We start from the raw sequence: 16,591 nt of genomic DNA, 5'->3' as shown, positions 1-16,591 counted from the left end.
GGGAAGAGCGGGCGGGTTAGCCCACCACGTCTTTATAGCTGATCTCGCGCTTGTCGGTGCCGCCCTTCTCGCGGCGCACCAACAGACGGTTGAGCGCGTGGATATAGGCGCGGACCGATGCCACCACGGTGTCTGTATCGGCCGACTGACCGGTCACGATGCGGCCGTCTTCCTCGAGCCGGACAGAAACGGTGGCCTGCGCGTCGGTGCCTTCGGTCACGGCATGCACCTGATACAATTGCAAGCGCGCGCTGTGTTCGACCAGTGCCTTAATGCAGTTGAACGCGGCATCCACAGGCCCGTCACCGGTTTGCGAGGTAGAGGTTTCGGCACCATCCACTGTCAGCGACATCTCGGCCTTCTGCGGGCCTTCGGTGCCGCAGACGACGGTCATGCTACCCAGCACAATGCGGTCGCTTTCAGGATCGGTGGCGGTGCGCATCAGGGCGATCAGATCGTCGTCGTAGATCTCTTTCTTGCGGTCGGCCAGTTCCTTGAAGCGGACAAAGACATCCTTGAGCTGGTTATCCCCCAATTCATAGCCGAGGTTTTCCAGCTTCGAGCGTAACGCCGCACGGCCAGAGTGTTTGCCCATCACGATGTTGGTCTCGGTCAGGCCCACGTCTTCGGGGCGCATGATCTCGAATGTTTCGGCGTTCTTCAGCATGCCGTCTTGGTGGATGCCGCTTTCGTGGGCAAAGGCGTTCTTGCCGACGATGGCCTTGTTGAACTGCACGGCGAAGCCCGAAACAGCGGCAACACGGCGCGAGATATTCATGATCTTGGTGCTGTCGATCTTGGTCTGGAACGGCATGATGTCATTGCGCACTTTCAACGCCATCACGACCTCTTCCAACGCGGTGTTGCCCGCGCGTTCGCCCAAGCCGTTGATCGTACATTCGATCTGGCGCGCGCCCGCTTCGACGGCGGCAAGGCTGTTGGCGGTCGCCATGCCAAGGTCGTTGTGACAATGCGTGGCAAAAACGATCTCGTCCGCGCCGGGCACGTTTTCCAAGAGCTTGCGGATCAGATCGGCGCTTTCGCGGGGGGCGGTATAGCCGACGGTATCGGGGATGTTGATCGTGGTCGCCCCTGCCTTGATTGCGATTTCCACGGTGCGGTAAAGGTAATCAAGCTCTGTCCGCGTGGCGTCCATCGGCGACCATTGCACATTGTCGCAAAGGTTGCGCGCGTGGGTCACCGTTTCGTGGATGCGCTCGGCCATTTCGTCCATCGTGAGGTTCGGAATGGCGCGGTGCAGCGGCGAGGTGCCGATAAATGTGTGAATGCGGGGCTGGGCCGCGTGCTTGATCGCCTCGTAGCAACGATCAATGTCGCCGAACTGGGCGCGGGCCAAACCGCAGATGACCGAGTTCTTCGACAGCTTCGCGATTTCGCTGACGGCGGCAAAATCCCCTTCGGAGGCGATAGGGAAACCGGCCTCGATAATGTCGACGCCCATCTCGTCCAGCAGGCCCGCGATCTCGATCTTTTCGGCGTGGGTCATGGTGGCACCGGGGGATTGTTCGCCGTCGCGCAATGTCGTGTCGAAAATCAAGACGCGGTCTTGTTGTGTGGTATCTGTCATCGTTTGGGTTCTTTCATTCTGCTATCTAAATCCGTGGCGCGCGGCACTTCCCTCTGAGCGGGCGCGCCGGATGGCACGCTCAGAGGCGGATTAGCAGCAGTAGGTTGGCACGCAGGAAAGTCGCGCAGCGGCGCGGCAGGATCGCAATATGATCGGCGTGTGTCATGGCGACAAGTTATACCCGTGCATTCGCAAATGGGAAGGGTTTTTCTGCGCCCTTTTTTCCGCGCTTGAAGGGGGGCTGTTTTCCGCTACCTCCCCTTGCATGAAACAGGTTTTGATCATCGGGGCGTCGGGCGGTGTGGGTGCCGCCTTGGCCGCCGCTTACGAGGCGCGCGGCGATACGGTCACGCGGCTGTCACGGTCGGTCGATGGGTTCGACCTCACGGACGAACGCAGTGTGGACCATCACTTGACCGCGCTGAACGGGCGGTTTGATGTGGTGCTGGTGGCCACAGGCGCGCTTGAGATTGACGGGGCCGCACCGGAAAAGACGATCAAATCCATCAGCCAAAAGGCGATGTTGGACCAATTCGCGTTGAACGCCGTGGGCCCTGCACTGGTGCTGCGCCACGCGGGCGACCTGCTGCGGCGGGACGCGCCTTGTGTCTTTGCCGTATTCTCGGCGCGTGTGGGGTCGATCGGCGACAACCGGATCGGCGGCTGGATCAGCTACCGCAGCGCCAAGGCGGCGGTGAACCAGATCGTGCACACGGCCGCGATTGAACTGACGCGCAGTCACAAGAGCAGTATCTGCGTCGCTCTGCACCCCGGCACGGTCAAGACCGCCTTTACCGCGAAATACCTTGCCCGCCATCCCGCTGTCGCACCGGCGGAGGCGGCGGAAAATCTGCTGGCTGTGATCGACGGGCTGACGCCTGCGGACACAGGCCAGTTCTTTGACTGGGCCGGAAAGCCGGTGCCATGGTAGGGCGCTTGGTGCTGGTTCTGGGCGACCAGCTGACAGAAACGCTCAGCGCCTTGGCGCAGGCGGATAAGGCACGCGATACGGTCGTGATGGCCGAGGTCGCGGACGAGGCGGCCTATGTCCGGCATCACCCCAAGAAGATCGCCCTGATCTTTGCCGCGATGCGCAAGTTTGCCCATGCGTTGGAACAGGACGGCTGGACGGTCGCCTATACGCAACTGGACGATACGGATAACGCGGGCTCTATCGTGGGGGAATTGCTGCGCCGCGCCGCGCAGACGGGGGCAAGCGAGGTGCTGGCGACAGAGCCGGGGGAGTGGCGCTTGATCGACAAGCTGAAATACGCCCCGCTGAAGGTGCATCTGCTGCCCGACGACCGCTTTCTTGCCACTCATGCCGAATTCGAGGCATGGGCCGAAGGCCGCAAGGCGCTGCGGATGGAGTATTTCTACCGCGAGATGCGCCGCAAGACCGGCCTGCTGATGGAGGGGGACCACCCCGCCGGTGGCAAATGGAACTTCGACCACGACAACCGCAAAGCCGCGCCCGAGGATGTCACCGTAGATGGCCCCCTGAAGTTCGACCCTGATGCCACAACGCGCGAAGTGCTGGAGCTGGTTCAAGCGCGTTTCGGCGATAACTTCGGCGCGCTAGAGCCTTTTTGGTTCGCCACCACCCGCGCCGAGGCGCTGCAAGCGCTGGACCATTTCATCGCGAACGCCCTGCCGCGGTTTGGGGACTATCAAGACGCGATGCTGAACGAGAATGAATTCCTGTATCACGCGATCCTGTCGCCCTACCTCAACATCGGGTTGCTGAACGTGACCGAGATTTGCGAGGCCGCCGCCGACGCCTATGCCGCAGGACACGCCCCGATCAATGCCGCCGAAGGGTTCATCCGGCAGATCATCGGCTGGCGCGAATATGTGCGGGGCATCTATTTCATCGAGGGGCCGGACTATACCGCCCGCAATATTCTGGGGCACGACCGCGACCTGCCGTGGTTCTACTGGGGTGGCGAAACGCGGATGAACTGTGTGGCCAAGGCCGTGGGGCAGACCAGGACCCAAGCCTATGCGCATCATATCCAGCGGTTGATGGTGACAGGCAACTTTGCCCTATTGGCGGGGATTGATCCGGCGCAGGTGCATGAATGGTATCTGGCGGTCTATGCCGATGCCTTTGAATGGGTAGAGGCCCCCAATACCATCGGCATGAGCCAATTCGCCGACGGCGGCGTTATCGCGTCCAAGCCCTATGTCTCGTCCGGGGCCTATATCAACCGCATGTCGGATCACTGCAAAAGCTGCCACTATTCAGTCAGCGCAAAGACGGGTGACACCGCTTGCCCGTTCAACCTGCTTTACTGGCACTTTCTGGACCGCCATCGCGACCGGTTCTCGAACAATCCGCGCATGGGCAATATGTACCGCACGTGGGACCGGATGGACGCCGACAAACGCAAGACAGTTCTGGCCGAAGGCGATGCCTTGCTCGCCCGTCTGGACGCGGGCGAGGGGATCTAGCCGTCGTTGCTTTCGGCCGCGTCCGTACTGTCGGCGGGTGCCTCTGACGGAGTGTCGGCGTCTGCCGGGGCCTCATCCGTGGCGTCGGGCGTGGCCGCCGCACCAGCACCCTCGGCAGGGGCTGTGCCTGCTTCTTGCAGCGCGCCGTTGACCCACTGGCCCGAGACTTCCTCGCCCGATTTATAGCGCATGGTGCCCTGACCCTGACGTTTGCCGCCCTCGAACGCGCCTTCGTAGATGTCGCCGTTGGGGTAGGTGGCGGTGCCGGTGCCTTCGATCTCTCCGCCGGACCACTGGCCGTCATAGGTGAACCCATCGGGCATGGTGATCTTGCCGGTGCCGTCGCGTAGCCCGTCGACAAAGCCGCCGGTATAGACGGTGCCATCGGGATAGGTCGCGGTGCCCATGCCGTTGCGTTGGCCGTCTTTCCAGCTGCCTTCGTACTTATAGCCGTCGGCATAGGTCATCACGCCCTGACCGTCGTTGCGCGCGTTCTTGAAACCGCCCTCGTAGACGATGCCGTTGGGATAGGTCGCGCGGCCTTCGCCTTCGATCACGCCCGCGACCCATGATCCTTCATAGGTTGATCCGTCGGGATAGGTGATCTTGCCCTCCCCATCGGCCAGATCATCGCGGAAACTGCCTTCGTAGACAGAGCCGTCGGGGTAGGTCACCTTGCCCATGCCTTCGATCTGCCCGGCAACCCATGATCCGGTGTAGACATAGCCATCTGTGCCGGTGAACGTGCCCTGACCCTCGCGGCGGTCGTCCTCGAAGCCGCCCTCGTAGGTGTCGCCATTGGCATAGGTCACCTTGCCCGTGCCCTGGCGCTGACCGGCGACCAGATCGCCTTCGTAGACATCGCCATTGGGTTGGGTCAGCGTGCCGGTGCCGTCGATCTGCCCGTCTTTCCACTGGCCGGTATAGGTCAGCCCGTCGGGCATGGTCAGCGTGCCCGTGCCATTGCGTTCGCCATCGGCGATGTCACCGTCATAGAGCGCGCCATCGGGATAGGTGATCTTGCCCACGCCCTGCTTGACACCATCGACCCAGTCGCCCTGATATTCATACCCGCCGGGGGATTGCATGACGCCTTTGCCGTGGTGGTTGGCATTGCGGAACGACCCTTCGTAGCGCACCCCGTTGGCATAAAGCGCGATGCCCTGACCGGTGATCGCACCGGCCTCCCATTCGCCCTCATAGGTGCCGCCATCGGCAAAGGTGATCTTGCCGAAACCGTCCGGTTTGCCCTTTTCAAAGTTGCCCTCGTAGACAGACCCGTTGGGGAAACGCGCGACGCCTTTGCCCTTGATCTCTCCGTCTACCCAGGCACCTTCGTATTCATAGCCGTTGGGCAGCGTATAGGTGCCGGTCCCGTGCTGTACGCCGTCCTTGAACGTCCCCTCATAGACGCCGCCATCGTCGTATTGCTTGCTTTGAACCTCGCCGTCTTGCGCAAGCGCGGGGAAGGGCAGCAGCCCAAGGCAAAGGATCAGCGGGGTCAGGGTCAATTTCGTCATACAGCAACTTTCAAAAGAGAGTGCGGCCAAGAGCGGCGGGCGAGTTTGTTAACGCTTAGCCTATTCAATGGCCTGCAAGGGGGCAATCGTCTTTTACCCGGCGGTGCGCCTTGGCCTTTCACTTGGCGCGTGATCTGCTACATCACTTGCGTAGATTATCGAAGGATCGCCTCATGACATCGCGTTTTCGCATCACGCTTGGCCAGTTGAACCCCACCGTCGGGGATCTGGCAGGAAACGCAGACCTCGCGCGGGAGGCCTGGGCGCAGGGCAAAGAGGCAGGCGCCGATCTGGTCGCTTTGCCCGAGATGTTCCTGGCCGGGTATAACGCGCAAGATCTGGTGATGAAGCAGGCGTTCCAGCTGGATGTGATGACCCACCTCGAAGCGCTGGCGGCTGATTGTGCCGACGGGCCCGCGCTGGCCATCGGTGCGCCTTGGGTCGAAGGGGCCAAGCTCTATAACGCCTATCTGATCCTCAGAAACGGCAAGATCGCCAGCCGTGTCTTCAAGCACAACCTGCCGAACGAGACCGTGTTCGACGAGGTGCGCATTTTTGACAGCGCGCCTTTGGGTGGGCCGTACGCCGTTGGCGATACCCGCATCGGCAGCCCGATCTGCGAAGACGCATGGCACCCCGATGTGGCCGAAACGCTGGCCGAAACCGGGGCGGAGTTCCTGCTGGTGCCCAACGGGTCGCCCTATTATCGCGGAAAATTCGAGACGCGGTTGAACCATATGGTCGCCCGCGTGGTCGAAACTGAACTGCCGCTGATCTACCTCAATATGGTGGGCGGTCAGGATGATCAGGTCTTTGACGGGGCGAGCTTTGCGCTGAACCCCGGCGGCAAGCTGGCGTTCCAGATGCCCGCCTTTGACGCGCAGATCGCGCATGTCGATCTTGAACAGACCCCCGAAGGCTGGCGCGTAGTCGAGGGCGAGAAGGCGCATATGCCGTCGGACCTCGAGCAGGATTACCGCGTCATGGTGCAGGGCTTGCGCGACTACATGGGCAAGACCGGGTTCAAGAAAGTGTTGCTGGGTCTGTCGGGCGGGATCGATTCGGCGATTGTGGCGACGATCGCTGTGGATGCGCTTGGCGCTGATAACGTGCGCTGCGTGATGCTGCCGTCCGAATATACCTCCCAAGCCTCGCTGGACGATGCTGAATCCGTCGCCAAGGCGCTTGGCTGCCGGTACGACTATGTGCCGATTGCGCAGGGCCGTGCCGCGATCACCGACACGCTGGCCCCGCTGTTTGACGGCACCACCCCAGACCTGACCGAGGAAAACATCCAGTCGCGCCTGCGCGGTTTGCTGTTGATGGCGGTCAGCAACAAGTTCGGCGAGATGCTTTTGACCACAGGCAACAAGTCAGAGGTGGCGGTGGGCTACGCCACGATCTATGGCGACATGGCGGGGGGCTATAACCCCATCAAGGATATGTATAAAACCCGCGTTTTCGACAGCTGCCGCTGGCGCAACGAGAACCACCGCGACTGGATGAAGGGCCCGGAGGGAGAAGTGATCGCACCGCGCATCATCGACAAGCCGCCCTCGGCCGAGCTGCGCGAGGATCAGAAAGACAGCGACAGCCTGCCCGACTATCCCGATCTGGACGCGATGCTGACGATCCTTGTCGACGACGACGGGTCCATCGCCGATTGCGTGGCGGCGGGCTTTGACCGCGAGGTTGCCAAAAAGGTCGAACACCTGCTCTATATCAGTGAATACAAACGGTTCCAGTCCGCCCCCGGTCCGCGTTTGACCAAGGGCGCGTTCTGGTTGGACCGCCGCTATCCCATCGTGAACCGCTGGCGCGACCCCAGTTGACCGCGCGGGCGACGCTGCACGTTATCTAGACAATGGTGCCGCGCTGTGACAAGCCAGCGGCCAATCAGGAGAACCCAATGACCATCACCCGCTTCGCCCCGTCCCCGACCGGCTATATCCACGTAGGCAACCTGCGCACGGCGCTGATGAACTATCTGATCGCCCGCAAGAACGGCGGAGAGTTCATCCTGCGGATCGACGACACCGATCCGGTGCGCAGCAAGGAAGAATACGTCGACGGTCTGAAAGAAGACCTGACATGGCTCGGCCTGCATTGGGACCGCGTTGAGCGTCAGTCCGAGCGGTTGGACAAATACCACGCCGCCGCGGACGAGCTGCGCAAGATCGGGCGTTTCTATGAAGCCTGGGAAACCCCGACCGAGCTGGACCTCAAGCGCAAGAAACAGCTCAACATGGGCAAGCCGCCGGTCTATGACCGCGCCGCGCTGAACCTGTCGGACGCCGAAAAAGCCAAGCTGCGCGACGAACGCGGCCCCGGTGTGTGGCGCTTCAAGCTGGATCAGGAACGGATCGAGTGGAAAGACGGTATCCTGGGCGATATCTCGATCGATGCGGCGTCGGTGTCCGACCCTGTGTTGATCCGCGGCGACGGGCAGATCTTGTATACTCTGGCGTCCGTGGTCGATGATACCGAGATGGGCGTGACCAATGTCGTGCGCGGGTCCGACCATGTGACCAACACGGCGACACAAATCCAGATCATGCAAGCGCTTGGCGGCACCGTGCCGACCTTTGCGCACCATTCGCTGTTGACTGGCCCGCAGGGCGAAGCGCTGTCGAAACGTCTGGGCGTGCTGGCGCTGCGCGACTTGCGCGAGCGCGGTGTGCATCCTTTTGCGCTGCTGTCGACAATGGCGCGCCTGGGCTCTTCGGACCCGATTGAACTGCGCACCGATATGGAGAGCCTGATCGACGGTTTCGACATCGAACGCTTCGGTTCAGCGCCGACCAAATTCGACGTCGAGGACCTGTTCCCCATGACCGGCCGCTATCTGCAGACCCTCCCACTTGAGGCCGTCGCAGGCGACATCGCAGCCCTTGGTGTGCCCGAGGATAAAGCCGCGCTGTTCTGGCAGGTCACCCGCGAAAACATCACCACGCTGCACGATCTAAAAGGTTGGTGGCAGATGTTCAGCGAAGGCGCAGAGCCTGTGATCGCGGACGAGGATAAAGAGTTCGTCGCCGAAGCCTTGGCGCTTCTGCCCGAGGGCGAGTTTGACGAAAGCACCTGGGGCACATGGACGGCCGCCGTGAAAGAGCAGACCGGCCGCAAGGGCAAGGGGCTGTTCATGCCGCTGCGTCTGGCGCTGACTGGTAAACCCCACGGCCCCGACATGGCGGCGGTGCTGCCGTTGCTGCAAGTCGTGAAGGCACGCGGGTGAAACGGGCCGGGTTCACGGGCGCAAGTTCGGGAGCCTTCGGCGAGAGTTTATCTGGCAAAATGAAGCCGCTGTCGGCTGATATAGGGCGCGTCCATCATGGTTGATGGGCGCGCCAAATTTTTGTCGGGCAATCTGTTCGGGCATGTCGCCAATATGTCTTTGCTGGCCTCTGTCGGGCTGGTGGCCGTGTTTCTTGTCGATTTCGTCGACATGATTTTCATCTCTATGTTGGGCAAGGCAGAGCTGGCGGCGGCCATCGGCTATGCCGGTGCGATCCTGTTTTTCACCACCTCCTTCGGGATCGGATTGGGCATCGCGGCGGGGGCCTTGGTCGCGCGGGCCTTGGGGCAGGACAACGCGCAGCTCGCGACAGAGAGGACGACCCATGCGCTGTGCTATGGCGCGGTCTTTGGCGTGATCTTTGCGCTTTGTGTGTTCCTGTCGCTGGATGTGCTGGTCGGCTGGGTCGGCGCAGGCGGTGAGACGGCGGCGCTGGCGGTAGATTTCCTGCAGATCGTCGTGCCGTCGGTGCCTTTTCTGATGGTGGGTATGATGGGCAGCGCGATCCTGCGGGCCCATGGGGATGCGCGGCGGGCGATGATGGCGACGATCGCGGGGGGCATCGTGAATGCCATTCTCGATCCGATCCTGATCTTTACCTTTGATCTGGGCCTGACCGGCGCGGCCTGGGCGTCTTTCGTGGCGCGGGTGGTGATTGCCTATACCGCCCTGATGCCAATTGTGCGCCACTATGGCGGGATCGCGATGCCGCGCCCCGCGGGGCTGTGGCGCGATCTGATGCCCGTGTTGTCTATCGCGGTGCCCGCCATTCTGACGCAGGTCGCCACGCCGGTAGGGCAGGCCTATGTGACCCGTGCAATGGCGGCCTATGGCGAGGATGCTGTCGCAGGCATGGCGATTGTCAGCCGCATGATGCCGGTTGCCTTTGCCGTGATCTTTGCCCTGTCGGGTGCGGTGGGGCCGATCATCGGGCAAAACTTTGGCGCGGGCGATCTGGGGCGGGTCAAGCGGACCTATGCCGCGGGGGTCAGTTTTGCCGCTTTGGTGATCGTCGTCATCTCGGCCGCGCTGTTTACGTTCCGCGCGCCGCTGGCGGCGATGTTTGATGCGCAGGGGATCACCTTGACGTTGATCTATCTGTTCTGTGGGCCGCTATCCCTGGCGTTCTTTTTCAACGGCGTGTTGTTCGTTTCGAATGCGGCGTTCAACAATATGGGCCACCCCTATTATTCGACCGTGACCAACTGGGGTCGCAACACGCTGGGGATGATCCCGCTGGTCTGGGTTGGCAGCCTGCTGTTCGGGGCCCCCGGTGTGCTGATCGGGCAGGCGGCGGCGGGGGTGCTGTTCGGGGCGCTGGCCTGGGTGCTCGCGCGGCGGATGATCGCGCAAGGGGGGCAGCGCAAACGCGCCAAGCCCGAAGCTTTCGCCCGTGACGGGCGGTTGATGTCGCTACTGCACCTGCGCCGATAGGCGGGTCAGATGCTGGTCGACCAGCGCGGTTTCCTGCGCGGTAAGCTCTTGCGCGCGCGGGTATTTCGGCGCGGCGCGGTCGTTAAGGATCGGCGTGTCCCAGCCCCTCGTCGTGTCAAAGAAGCGCTGCACCCCGTCGATGCCATATTCGCGCAGGAACCCCTGCACCACCACATCAAGATAGCTGAGCAAGATGGTATGGTCGCCCGATGTCACATGGGTGTCTGTGGGCACGGAATAATGCGCCATATCGGGGGCCGGGATGATGTCATGCACCACCGCCCCGTTCGACCCGATGCGATCATAGTTGGTTTCGCGCGTATCCAGCGCCACCCAATCGGCACCGGGGACCGCCGCGATCAACCCGTCGATCACGGTGCCCTCTTCGGGCAGCACGCTCAGGAACACATGCGCGGCACCTTCGATGCGCACCCAAAGCCGGTGCCAGCCGCGAAGCTGCGCCGGACGGGCGTCTGGATAGGCGTGGGTATTGCGGTTTACGAGGCTGCCGTAGCCGAAGAAATATGGTGTCATGCGGGTGTTTTGGCGCCGCTGCGCGATGATGTCCACATCTTGCACGCGCAGCACCCGACGTGCTGCCCAATATCGCGGCGCCAGATGAAAGTTTTCGCGCCGCCCTATCAACTTTGCTTGACGCAGCGCCGCGTTCCGGCATAGCACTTGCCCACACCGTTACGGGAGAACCGGCGCAAGCCGGTGCCGAAGGAGCAACCGCCCCGGAAACTCTCAGGCCAAAGGACCGCAACGGGACCTAACAACTCTGGAGAGTGACGCGACAGCGTCCGCCGAAGGGATAACGATCTCAGGCGAAAGGACAGAGGGGGCATTTGACAGGCTGCATTCCCGCGGTCTGCTGGGTGCCAGTATGGTCGTTGGCCTTCTGGATAGGGAAAGGCCGCGTGACCATGAGCGATTTGCAACAGACACCGCTATACGATTTTCATCTGGAACTGGGGGGCAAGATGGTGCCCTTTGCGGGCTATTCCATGCCTGTGCAATATCCGATGGGCGTGATGAAAGAGCACCTGCACACCCGCGCCGCGGCGGGCGTCTTTGACGTCAGCCACATGGGGCAGGTGATGGTGACCGGCCCGTCGTGGGACGCCGTGGCGCTGGCGTTCGAGACATTGGTGCCGATGAATGTGCTGGGGCTGGAAGACGGGCGGCAGCGCTATGGGTTCTTCACCAATGACGCCGGCGGGATCGAGGATGACCTGATGTTCGCGCGCCGTGGGGATGACCTGTTCGTCGTGGTCAACGCCGCCTGCAAGGATGCCGATATCGCACGCATGAAAGCCGCGTTGGAGCCCGAGATCACCGTGACCCCGATCACCGACCGCGCGCTGGTGGCTGTGCAGGGCCCTGCGGCGGGGGCGGCTGTGGCGTCGCTTGATGCCGCTGCGGACGGAATGCGGTTCATGGATTTCGGCACATTGACGCTTAACGGGGTAGAGGTCTGGGCCTCGCGGTCGGGCTATACCGGCGAGGATGGCTTCGAGATTTCGGTGCCGGAGGCGCAGGCCGAAGCGCTGGTCCGCCGGTTGCTAGAGATCGAGGGTGTGGAACCCATCGGTCTGGGCGCGCGGGATTCGCTGCGGCTCGAGGCGGGCTTGTGTCTTTATGACAATGACATCGACGCGGGCACCAATCCGGTAGAGGCCAGCCTGACCTGGGCGATCCAGAAAGCGCGCCGCGCCGGTGGTGAACGCGCGGGCGGCTACCCCGGTGCCGAGGCCGTTCAAGCGGCGTTTGACGATGGTGTCGGCCGCAAGCGTGTCGGTCTGGCCCCCGAAGGCCGTGCGCCGATGCGCGACGGGACACCGCTGTTTGACGCGGCGACAGGGGGCACGCAGGTGGGCGAGGTTACCTCGGGCAGTTTCGGGCCGACGGTAGGCGGGCCTGTCGCAATGGGCTATGTCAGTGAGGCGCAGGCGGGTATTGATACGATGCTGTGGGGCGAAGTCCGTGGCAAGCGTCTGCCGGTGACTGTGGCCAAGCTGCCCTTTGTTGCGGCGAATTTTAAAAGATAATCTAGCGAAGGATGAAAGAATGAAGTTTACCGAAGAGCACGAATGGCTGCGGGTTGAAGGCGACGAGATCGTCGTTGGCATCACCATCCACGCCGCCGAGCAGCTGGGCGACGTGGTGTTTGTCGAACTGCCCGACGAAGGCACGACCGTCAGCAAGGACGACGAGGTCGTCGTGATCGAATCCGTCAAGGCTGCGTCTGATATTCTGGCACCGATCGATGGAGAGATCATCGAGGTCAACAGCACGCTGTCCGACAACCCCGCGATGGTGAATGACGATCCGCAGGGCGATGCGTGGTTCTTCAAGATGAAGGCGTCCGATCCAAGCCAGATGGACGAGTTCATGGACGAAGCCGCCTATCAGAAGTTCATCGGGTAAATCCCGCTGCCCCCGTCGGAGCCTCCGGCGGGGATTTTTATACCATTTGGAAGAGGGGCCCCGCGCCATGGTTTTCAAACCGACCGAATATTTGCCGTATGATTTTGCCAATCGCAGACATATCGGGCCGTCCCCGGCAGAGATGTCGGACATGTTGAAAACCGTCGGCGCACAAAGCCTTGGCGCGTTGATCGATGACACGATGCCCGCGCAGATCCGCCAGAAAGAGCCGCTGGATTTCGGCAAGCCCATGTCAGAGCGCGAAGTGCTGGAATACATGCGCGTGGTGGCGGGCAAGAACAAGGTGCTCACCTCGTTGATCGGGCAGGGCTATCACGGCACGGTGACGCCGCCTGCGATCCAGCGCAATATTTTTGAAAACCCCGCATGGTACACGGCCTACACCCCCTACCAGCCCGAGATCAGCCAGGGGCGTCTTGAGGCATTGCTGAACTTCCAGACCATGGTCAGCGATCTGACCGGGCTTGAGGTCGCCAATGCGTCCCTGCTGGACGAGGCGACGGCTTGTGCCGAGGCGATGACCATGGCGCTGCGCCTGTCGAAATCAAGGGCCAAGGCGTTCTTTGTCGACCGCGATTGCCACCCCCAGAACATCGCCGTGATCCAGACCCGCGCAGCCCCGCTGGATATCGAGGTGATCATCGGCGACCCTGACAAAATGGACGCGAGCGCTGTCTTCGGGGCGCTGTTCCAGTACCCTGGCACCTACGGCCATGTGCGCGACTTTACCGACCATATGGCCGCGCTGCATGAGGCCGGCGCCTTGGGTGTCGTATCCGCTGATCCGATGGCGTTGACGCTGTTGAAAGAGCCCGGTGCGATGGGGGCCGATATCGCCGTTGGCTCCACTCAGCGGTTCGGCGTCCCTGAAGGATATGGCGGTCCGCATGCGGCCTATATGGCGTGCAAGGATGCCTATAAGCGTGCAATGCCGGGGCGGATTGTGGGTGTGTCGATTGATGCCCACGGCAACCGCGCTTACCGACTGTCCCTTCAGACCCGCGAGCAGCATATCCGGCGTGAAAAGGCGACCTCTAACGTTTGCACGGCGCAGGCTTTGCTGGCGGTGATGGCGTCGATGTATGCGGTGTTCCACGGGCCCGAGGGGCTGAAGGCCATCGCGCAGCGCATCCATCGCAAGGCGGTGCGTCTGGCGAACGGGCTGGAGGAGGCCGGCTTTAAGGTCGATCCCAAATCCTTCTTCGACACGGTGACGGTTGATGTCGGCCCCTTGCAGGCCGCGGTCATGAAATCCGCAGTGGACGAAGGCATCAACCTGCGCCGCGTCGGTGAAACACGTGTCGGCATCACGCTGGACGAACGTACAGTGCCCGAGACGATCGAAGCCGTCTGGCGCGCCTTTGGCATCCGCCGCAGCGACGAGACATTCGAGGCGCAGTATCGTTTCCCTGACGACATGCTGCGTGAAAGCGCCTATCTCACCCATCCGATCTTCCACATGAACCGCGCCGAGACCGAGATGATGCGCTACATGCGCCGTCTGGCCGACCGTGATCTGGCGCTGGACCGCGCGATGATTCCGCTGGGGTCGTGCACGATGAAGCTGAATTCGGCTGCGGAGATGATGCCCGTTAGCTGGCGCGAGTTCTCGATGATCCACCCGTTTGTGCCGCAGGATCAGGCGCTTGGCTATAAGCACATGATCGACGACCTGTCGGCCAAGCTTTGTGACATCACCGGGTATGACGCGATTTCCATGCAGCCGAATTCTGGCGCGCAGGGGGAATATGCGGGCCTGCTGGCGATTGCGTCCTATCACCGTGCCAACGGGCAGGGGCATCGCAACATCTGCCTGATCCCCATGTCGGCCCATGGCACCAACCCCGCCAGCGCCAATATGGTGGGTTGGAAGGTGGTCGTGATCAAGACAGCGGCCAATGGTGACATCGACCTGGACGACTTCCGCGCCAAGGCGGAAAAGCACAGCGAGAACCTTGCCGGTTGCATGATCACCTATCCATCCACCCACGGCGTATTCGAGGAAACCGTGACCGAGGTGACCAAGATCACCCATGACCACGGTGGGCAGGTCTATATCGACGGGGCGAATATGAACGCGATGGTCGGTCTGGCGCGTCCGGGCGATGTGGGCGGGGATGTCAGCCACCTGAACCTGCACAAGACCTTCTGCATCCCGCACGGGGGCGGCGGTCCCGGCATGGGGCCGATTGGCGTGAAATCACATCTCATCCCCCATGTGCCCGGCCATCCGAACGGCGGTGAGGGTGCCGTTTCGGCGGCACCCTACGGGTCGCCATCGTTGCTGCCGATCTCGTGGTCGTATTGCTTGATGATGGGCGGTGACGGGCTGACGCAGGCGACGCGGGTGGCGATCCTGAATGCCAACTACATTGCCAAACGGCTCGAAGGGGCGTTCGAGGTGCTGTACAAGGGGCCGACGGGACGCGTTGCCCATGAATGTATCTTTGACGTGCGCCCGTTCGAGGATAGCGCAGGCGTGACGGTCGATGACATTGCGAAACGTCTGATCGACGCCGGCTTCCATGCGCCGACGATGAGCTTCCCTGTCGCGGGCACGCTGATGGTGGAACCGACCGAGTCGGAAACCAAGGCCGAGCTGGACCGTTTCTGCGACGCGATGCTTGCGATCCGTGACGAAATCCGCGCAATCGAGAACGGCGATATGCCGCGCGAGAACAACGCGCTAAAGAACGCGCCGCACACGGTCGAGGATCTGGTCGGCGAGTGGGATCGTCCCTACACGCGCGAGCAGGGCTGTTTCCCCCCGGGTGCGTTCCGCGTCGACAAATACTGGCCTCCGGTCAACCGTGTCGACAACGTGCATGGCGACCGCAACCTGATCTGCACCTGCCCCCCGATGGAGGAATACGCAGAGGCGGCTGAGTAAGCTGTTCCCTATATATGTGATCGAACGGGCGCGGGGGAAACCTCGCGCCCGTTTTGCATTGGGGGCTCAGTCGTCGGCGAGGAAGGCAAAGACCTTGCGCAGGCGGTTCCATGTCGTTTTGTCCGGTGCCACCAGAATATGCCCTGTGCGCAGCGTCGCGTCATAGGGGCCGCCCGACAGCATCTCGACATGGGCACCGGCTTGGACGCAGATCAACGCGCCGGCTGCGTGGTCCCAAGGGTGCAGCGTCCCGCTGAGCACGAAATCGGCGTGCCCTTGGGCGACAGTACGGTATTCATGCGCCGAGCAACGAAGCGAGTTCACCTTGGCAAAGCTGGGCAGGGTGGCCGCGACTTTGACCCGCAGCTCTTTGCTGAAGTTCCCCAGCGGGACGAAACCGCTGAGGTCCTCGATCTGTTTGCCCATGCTGACCCGCAGCGGGCGCGACTGCCCAAGGGCGCGTTCAAAGCGCGGGGTGCTGGTGTCATCGCTGATCACCCAGTCGTCATTGACCGGGTCATAGATGACGCCAAAGGCCGGTTTGCCAAAGCGCGTGACCGCAAGGATCATGCCGAAGGTGGACAGCCCGTGGGCGAAATTCGATGTGCCGTCGATGGGATCAAGGATAAAGGCCAGCGGGGCATTGGCGATCTTGTCCTGCAGGGCGGGGTCGGCCGATACCGCCTCTTCTCCGATGATCAGCGCATCCGGATAGGCCGTGGCGAGGGCGCGGGTGATCATTGCCTCGGCAGCCAGATCGGCAGCGGTCACCAGATCATGGGGGCCGGATTTGGTGTCGATGTCAGCCGGGGCAAGGTTGCGGAAACGCGGCAGCACCTCGGCGCGTGCGGCACGGCGCAGGACATTCACCACATGCGTTTGCTGGGCTGCCGTCAGAACGGGTGGCAGGGGGGCGGGCAGTGTCTGGGTGGTCTGCGTCATTGTTGTATCCCTCTTTC

General features: G+C 62.2%; 12 protein-coding genes and 1 riboswitch. Of the genes, 8 read left to right on the top strand and 4 right to left on the bottom strand.

Features of this window, described 5'->3' with window-relative positions; all coding sequences use genetic code 11:
• Positions 1 to 16: 16 nt before the first annotated feature.
• Entirely contained in the window at positions 17 to 1,588 is a 1,572-nt protein-coding gene (locus B4F27_RS07335; RefSeq protein WP_286759289.1) for a 2-isopropylmalate synthase, read from the bottom strand.
• Between the two features lie 265 nt (positions 1,589 to 1,853).
• Here B4F27_RS07335 and B4F27_RS07330 point away from each other — a divergent pair, with 265 nt between their 5' ends.
• Both B4F27_RS07330 and B4F27_RS07325 read left to right on the top strand, forming a co-directional pair.
• Positions 1,854 to 2,519 carry an SDR family NAD(P)-dependent oxidoreductase gene (locus B4F27_RS07330; RefSeq protein ID WP_286759288.1) on the top strand — a complete coding sequence of 222 codons (666 nt, stop codon included), beginning with the start codon at positions 1,854 to 1,856 and terminating at the stop codon, positions 2,517 to 2,519.
• A complete protein-coding gene (locus B4F27_RS07325; protein WP_286759287.1) occupies positions 2,513 to 4,042 on the top strand; it encodes a cryptochrome/photolyase family protein in 1,530 nt (509 codons plus the stop codon). Before B4F27_RS07330 ends, B4F27_RS07325 begins: the two co-directional genes overlap by 7 nt.
• Here B4F27_RS07325 and B4F27_RS07320 read toward each other — a convergent pair.
• Complete coding sequence (locus tag B4F27_RS07320) at positions 4,039 to 5,562, bottom strand: MORN repeat-containing protein (protein ID WP_286759286.1); 1,524 nt, start codon at positions 5,560 to 5,562, stop codon at positions 4,039 to 4,041. The two genes, B4F27_RS07325 and B4F27_RS07320, sit on opposite strands and share 4 nt — an antisense overlap.
• Before the next feature lie 173 nt (positions 5,563 to 5,735).
• Between B4F27_RS07320 and B4F27_RS07315 the strand changes: the two genes are divergently transcribed.
• From B4F27_RS07315 to B4F27_RS07305, 3 genes are all read left to right on the top strand, one after another.
• Positions 5,736 to 7,394: an NAD+ synthase gene (locus B4F27_RS07315; RefSeq protein WP_184583242.1), complete on the top strand. Its 1,659-nt coding sequence runs from the start codon at positions 5,736 to 5,738 to the stop codon at positions 7,392 to 7,394.
• A gap of 77 nt (positions 7,395 to 7,471) precedes the next feature.
• Positions 7,472 to 8,797, top strand: a complete 1,326-nt coding sequence (gene gltX, locus B4F27_RS07310; RefSeq protein ID WP_286759285.1) for a glutamate--tRNA ligase — start codon at positions 7,472 to 7,474, stop codon at positions 8,795 to 8,797.
• 96 nt (positions 8,798 to 8,893) lie between these two features.
• Positions 8,894 to 10,291: an MATE family efflux transporter gene (locus B4F27_RS07305; protein WP_286759284.1), complete on the top strand. Its 1,398-nt coding sequence runs from the start codon at positions 8,894 to 8,896 to the stop codon at positions 10,289 to 10,291.
• On the opposite strand, the gene B4F27_RS07300 is transcribed toward B4F27_RS07305, so the two are convergent.
• Entirely contained in the window at positions 10,271 to 10,825 is a 555-nt protein-coding gene (locus B4F27_RS07300; protein WP_037944899.1) for a gamma-glutamylcyclotransferase family protein, read from the bottom strand. The two genes, B4F27_RS07305 and B4F27_RS07300, sit on opposite strands and share 21 nt — an antisense overlap.
• Before the next feature lie 152 nt (positions 10,826 to 10,977).
• Positions 10,978 to 11,064: riboswitch (glycine riboswitch) on the top strand.
• Between the two features lie 153 nt (positions 11,065 to 11,217).
• Between B4F27_RS07300 and gcvT the strand changes: the two genes are divergently transcribed.
• From gcvT to gcvP, 3 genes are all read left to right on the top strand, one after another.
• Positions 11,218 to 12,342 carry a glycine cleavage system aminomethyltransferase GcvT gene (gcvT, locus tag B4F27_RS07295; RefSeq protein WP_286759283.1) on the top strand — a complete coding sequence of 375 codons (1,125 nt, stop codon included), beginning with the start codon at positions 11,218 to 11,220 and terminating at the stop codon, positions 12,340 to 12,342.
• Positions 12,343 to 12,361: 19 nt separating this feature from the next.
• Positions 12,362 to 12,721 carry a glycine cleavage system protein GcvH gene (gene gcvH, locus B4F27_RS07290; RefSeq protein WP_037943184.1) on the top strand — a complete coding sequence of 120 codons (360 nt, stop codon included), beginning with the start codon at positions 12,362 to 12,364 and terminating at the stop codon, positions 12,719 to 12,721.
• Between the two features lie 67 nt (positions 12,722 to 12,788).
• A complete protein-coding gene (gene gcvP, locus B4F27_RS07285; protein WP_286759282.1) occupies positions 12,789 to 15,632 on the top strand; it encodes an aminomethyl-transferring glycine dehydrogenase in 2,844 nt (947 codons plus the stop codon).
• Between the two features lie 66 nt (positions 15,633 to 15,698).
• Here gcvP and B4F27_RS07280 read toward each other — a convergent pair whose 3' ends face one another.
• The gene (locus tag B4F27_RS07280; RefSeq protein ID WP_286759281.1) at positions 15,699 to 16,574 is read right to left on the bottom strand and encodes an inositol monophosphatase family protein; all 876 of its coding nucleotides are present in this window, start codon (positions 16,572 to 16,574) and stop codon (positions 15,699 to 15,701) included.
• Positions 16,575 to 16,591 lie beyond the last annotated feature (17 nt).

This window comes from Sulfitobacter sp. UBA1132 (assembly GCF_002311545.1).
In the GTDB taxonomy this organism is placed as follows: Bacteria; Pseudomonadota; Alphaproteobacteria; order Rhodobacterales; family Rhodobacteraceae; genus Sulfitobacter; species Sulfitobacter pontiacus.
Note: the sequence above shows the minus strand (reverse complement) of the source record. Positions and strands in the feature narration are given on the sequence as shown.

Bases quoted from the DNA above. Each gene is read 5' to 3' on its own strand.
- B4F27_RS07315 (WP_184583242.1), top strand. From the start codon at position 5,736: ATGACATCGCGTTTTCGCATCACGCTTGGCCAGTTGAACCCCACCGTC.
- gcvT (WP_286759283.1), top strand. From the start codon at position 11,218: ATGAGCGATTTGCAACAGACACCGCTATACGATTTTCATCTGGAACTG.
- B4F27_RS07320 (WP_286759286.1), bottom strand. From the start codon at position 5,562: ATGACGAAATTGACCCTGACCCCGCTGATCCTTTGCCTTGGGCTGCTG.
- gltX (WP_286759285.1), top strand. From the start codon at position 7,472: ATGACCATCACCCGCTTCGCCCCGTCCCCGACCGGCTATATCCACGTA.
- gcvP (WP_286759282.1), top strand. From the start codon at position 12,789: ATGGTTTTCAAACCGACCGAATATTTGCCGTATGATTTTGCCAATCGC.
- B4F27_RS07330 (WP_286759288.1), top strand. From the start codon at position 1,854: ATGAAACAGGTTTTGATCATCGGGGCGTCGGGCGGTGTGGGTGCCGCC.
- B4F27_RS07305 (WP_286759284.1), top strand. From the start codon at position 8,894: ATGGTTGATGGGCGCGCCAAATTTTTGTCGGGCAATCTGTTCGGGCAT.
- B4F27_RS07335 (WP_286759289.1), bottom strand. From the start codon at position 1,588: ATGACAGATACCACACAACAAGACCGCGTCTTGATTTTCGACACGACA.
- B4F27_RS07300 (WP_037944899.1), bottom strand. From the start codon at position 10,825: ATGACACCATATTTCTTCGGCTACGGCAGCCTCGTAAACCGCAATACC.
- B4F27_RS07280 (WP_286759281.1), bottom strand. From the start codon at position 16,574: ATGACGCAGACCACCCAGACACTGCCCGCCCCCCTGCCACCCGTTCTG.
- B4F27_RS07325 (WP_286759287.1), top strand. From the start codon at position 2,513: ATGGTAGGGCGCTTGGTGCTGGTTCTGGGCGACCAGCTGACAGAAACG.
- gcvH (WP_037943184.1), top strand. From the start codon at position 12,362: ATGAAGTTTACCGAAGAGCACGAATGGCTGCGGGTTGAAGGCGACGAG.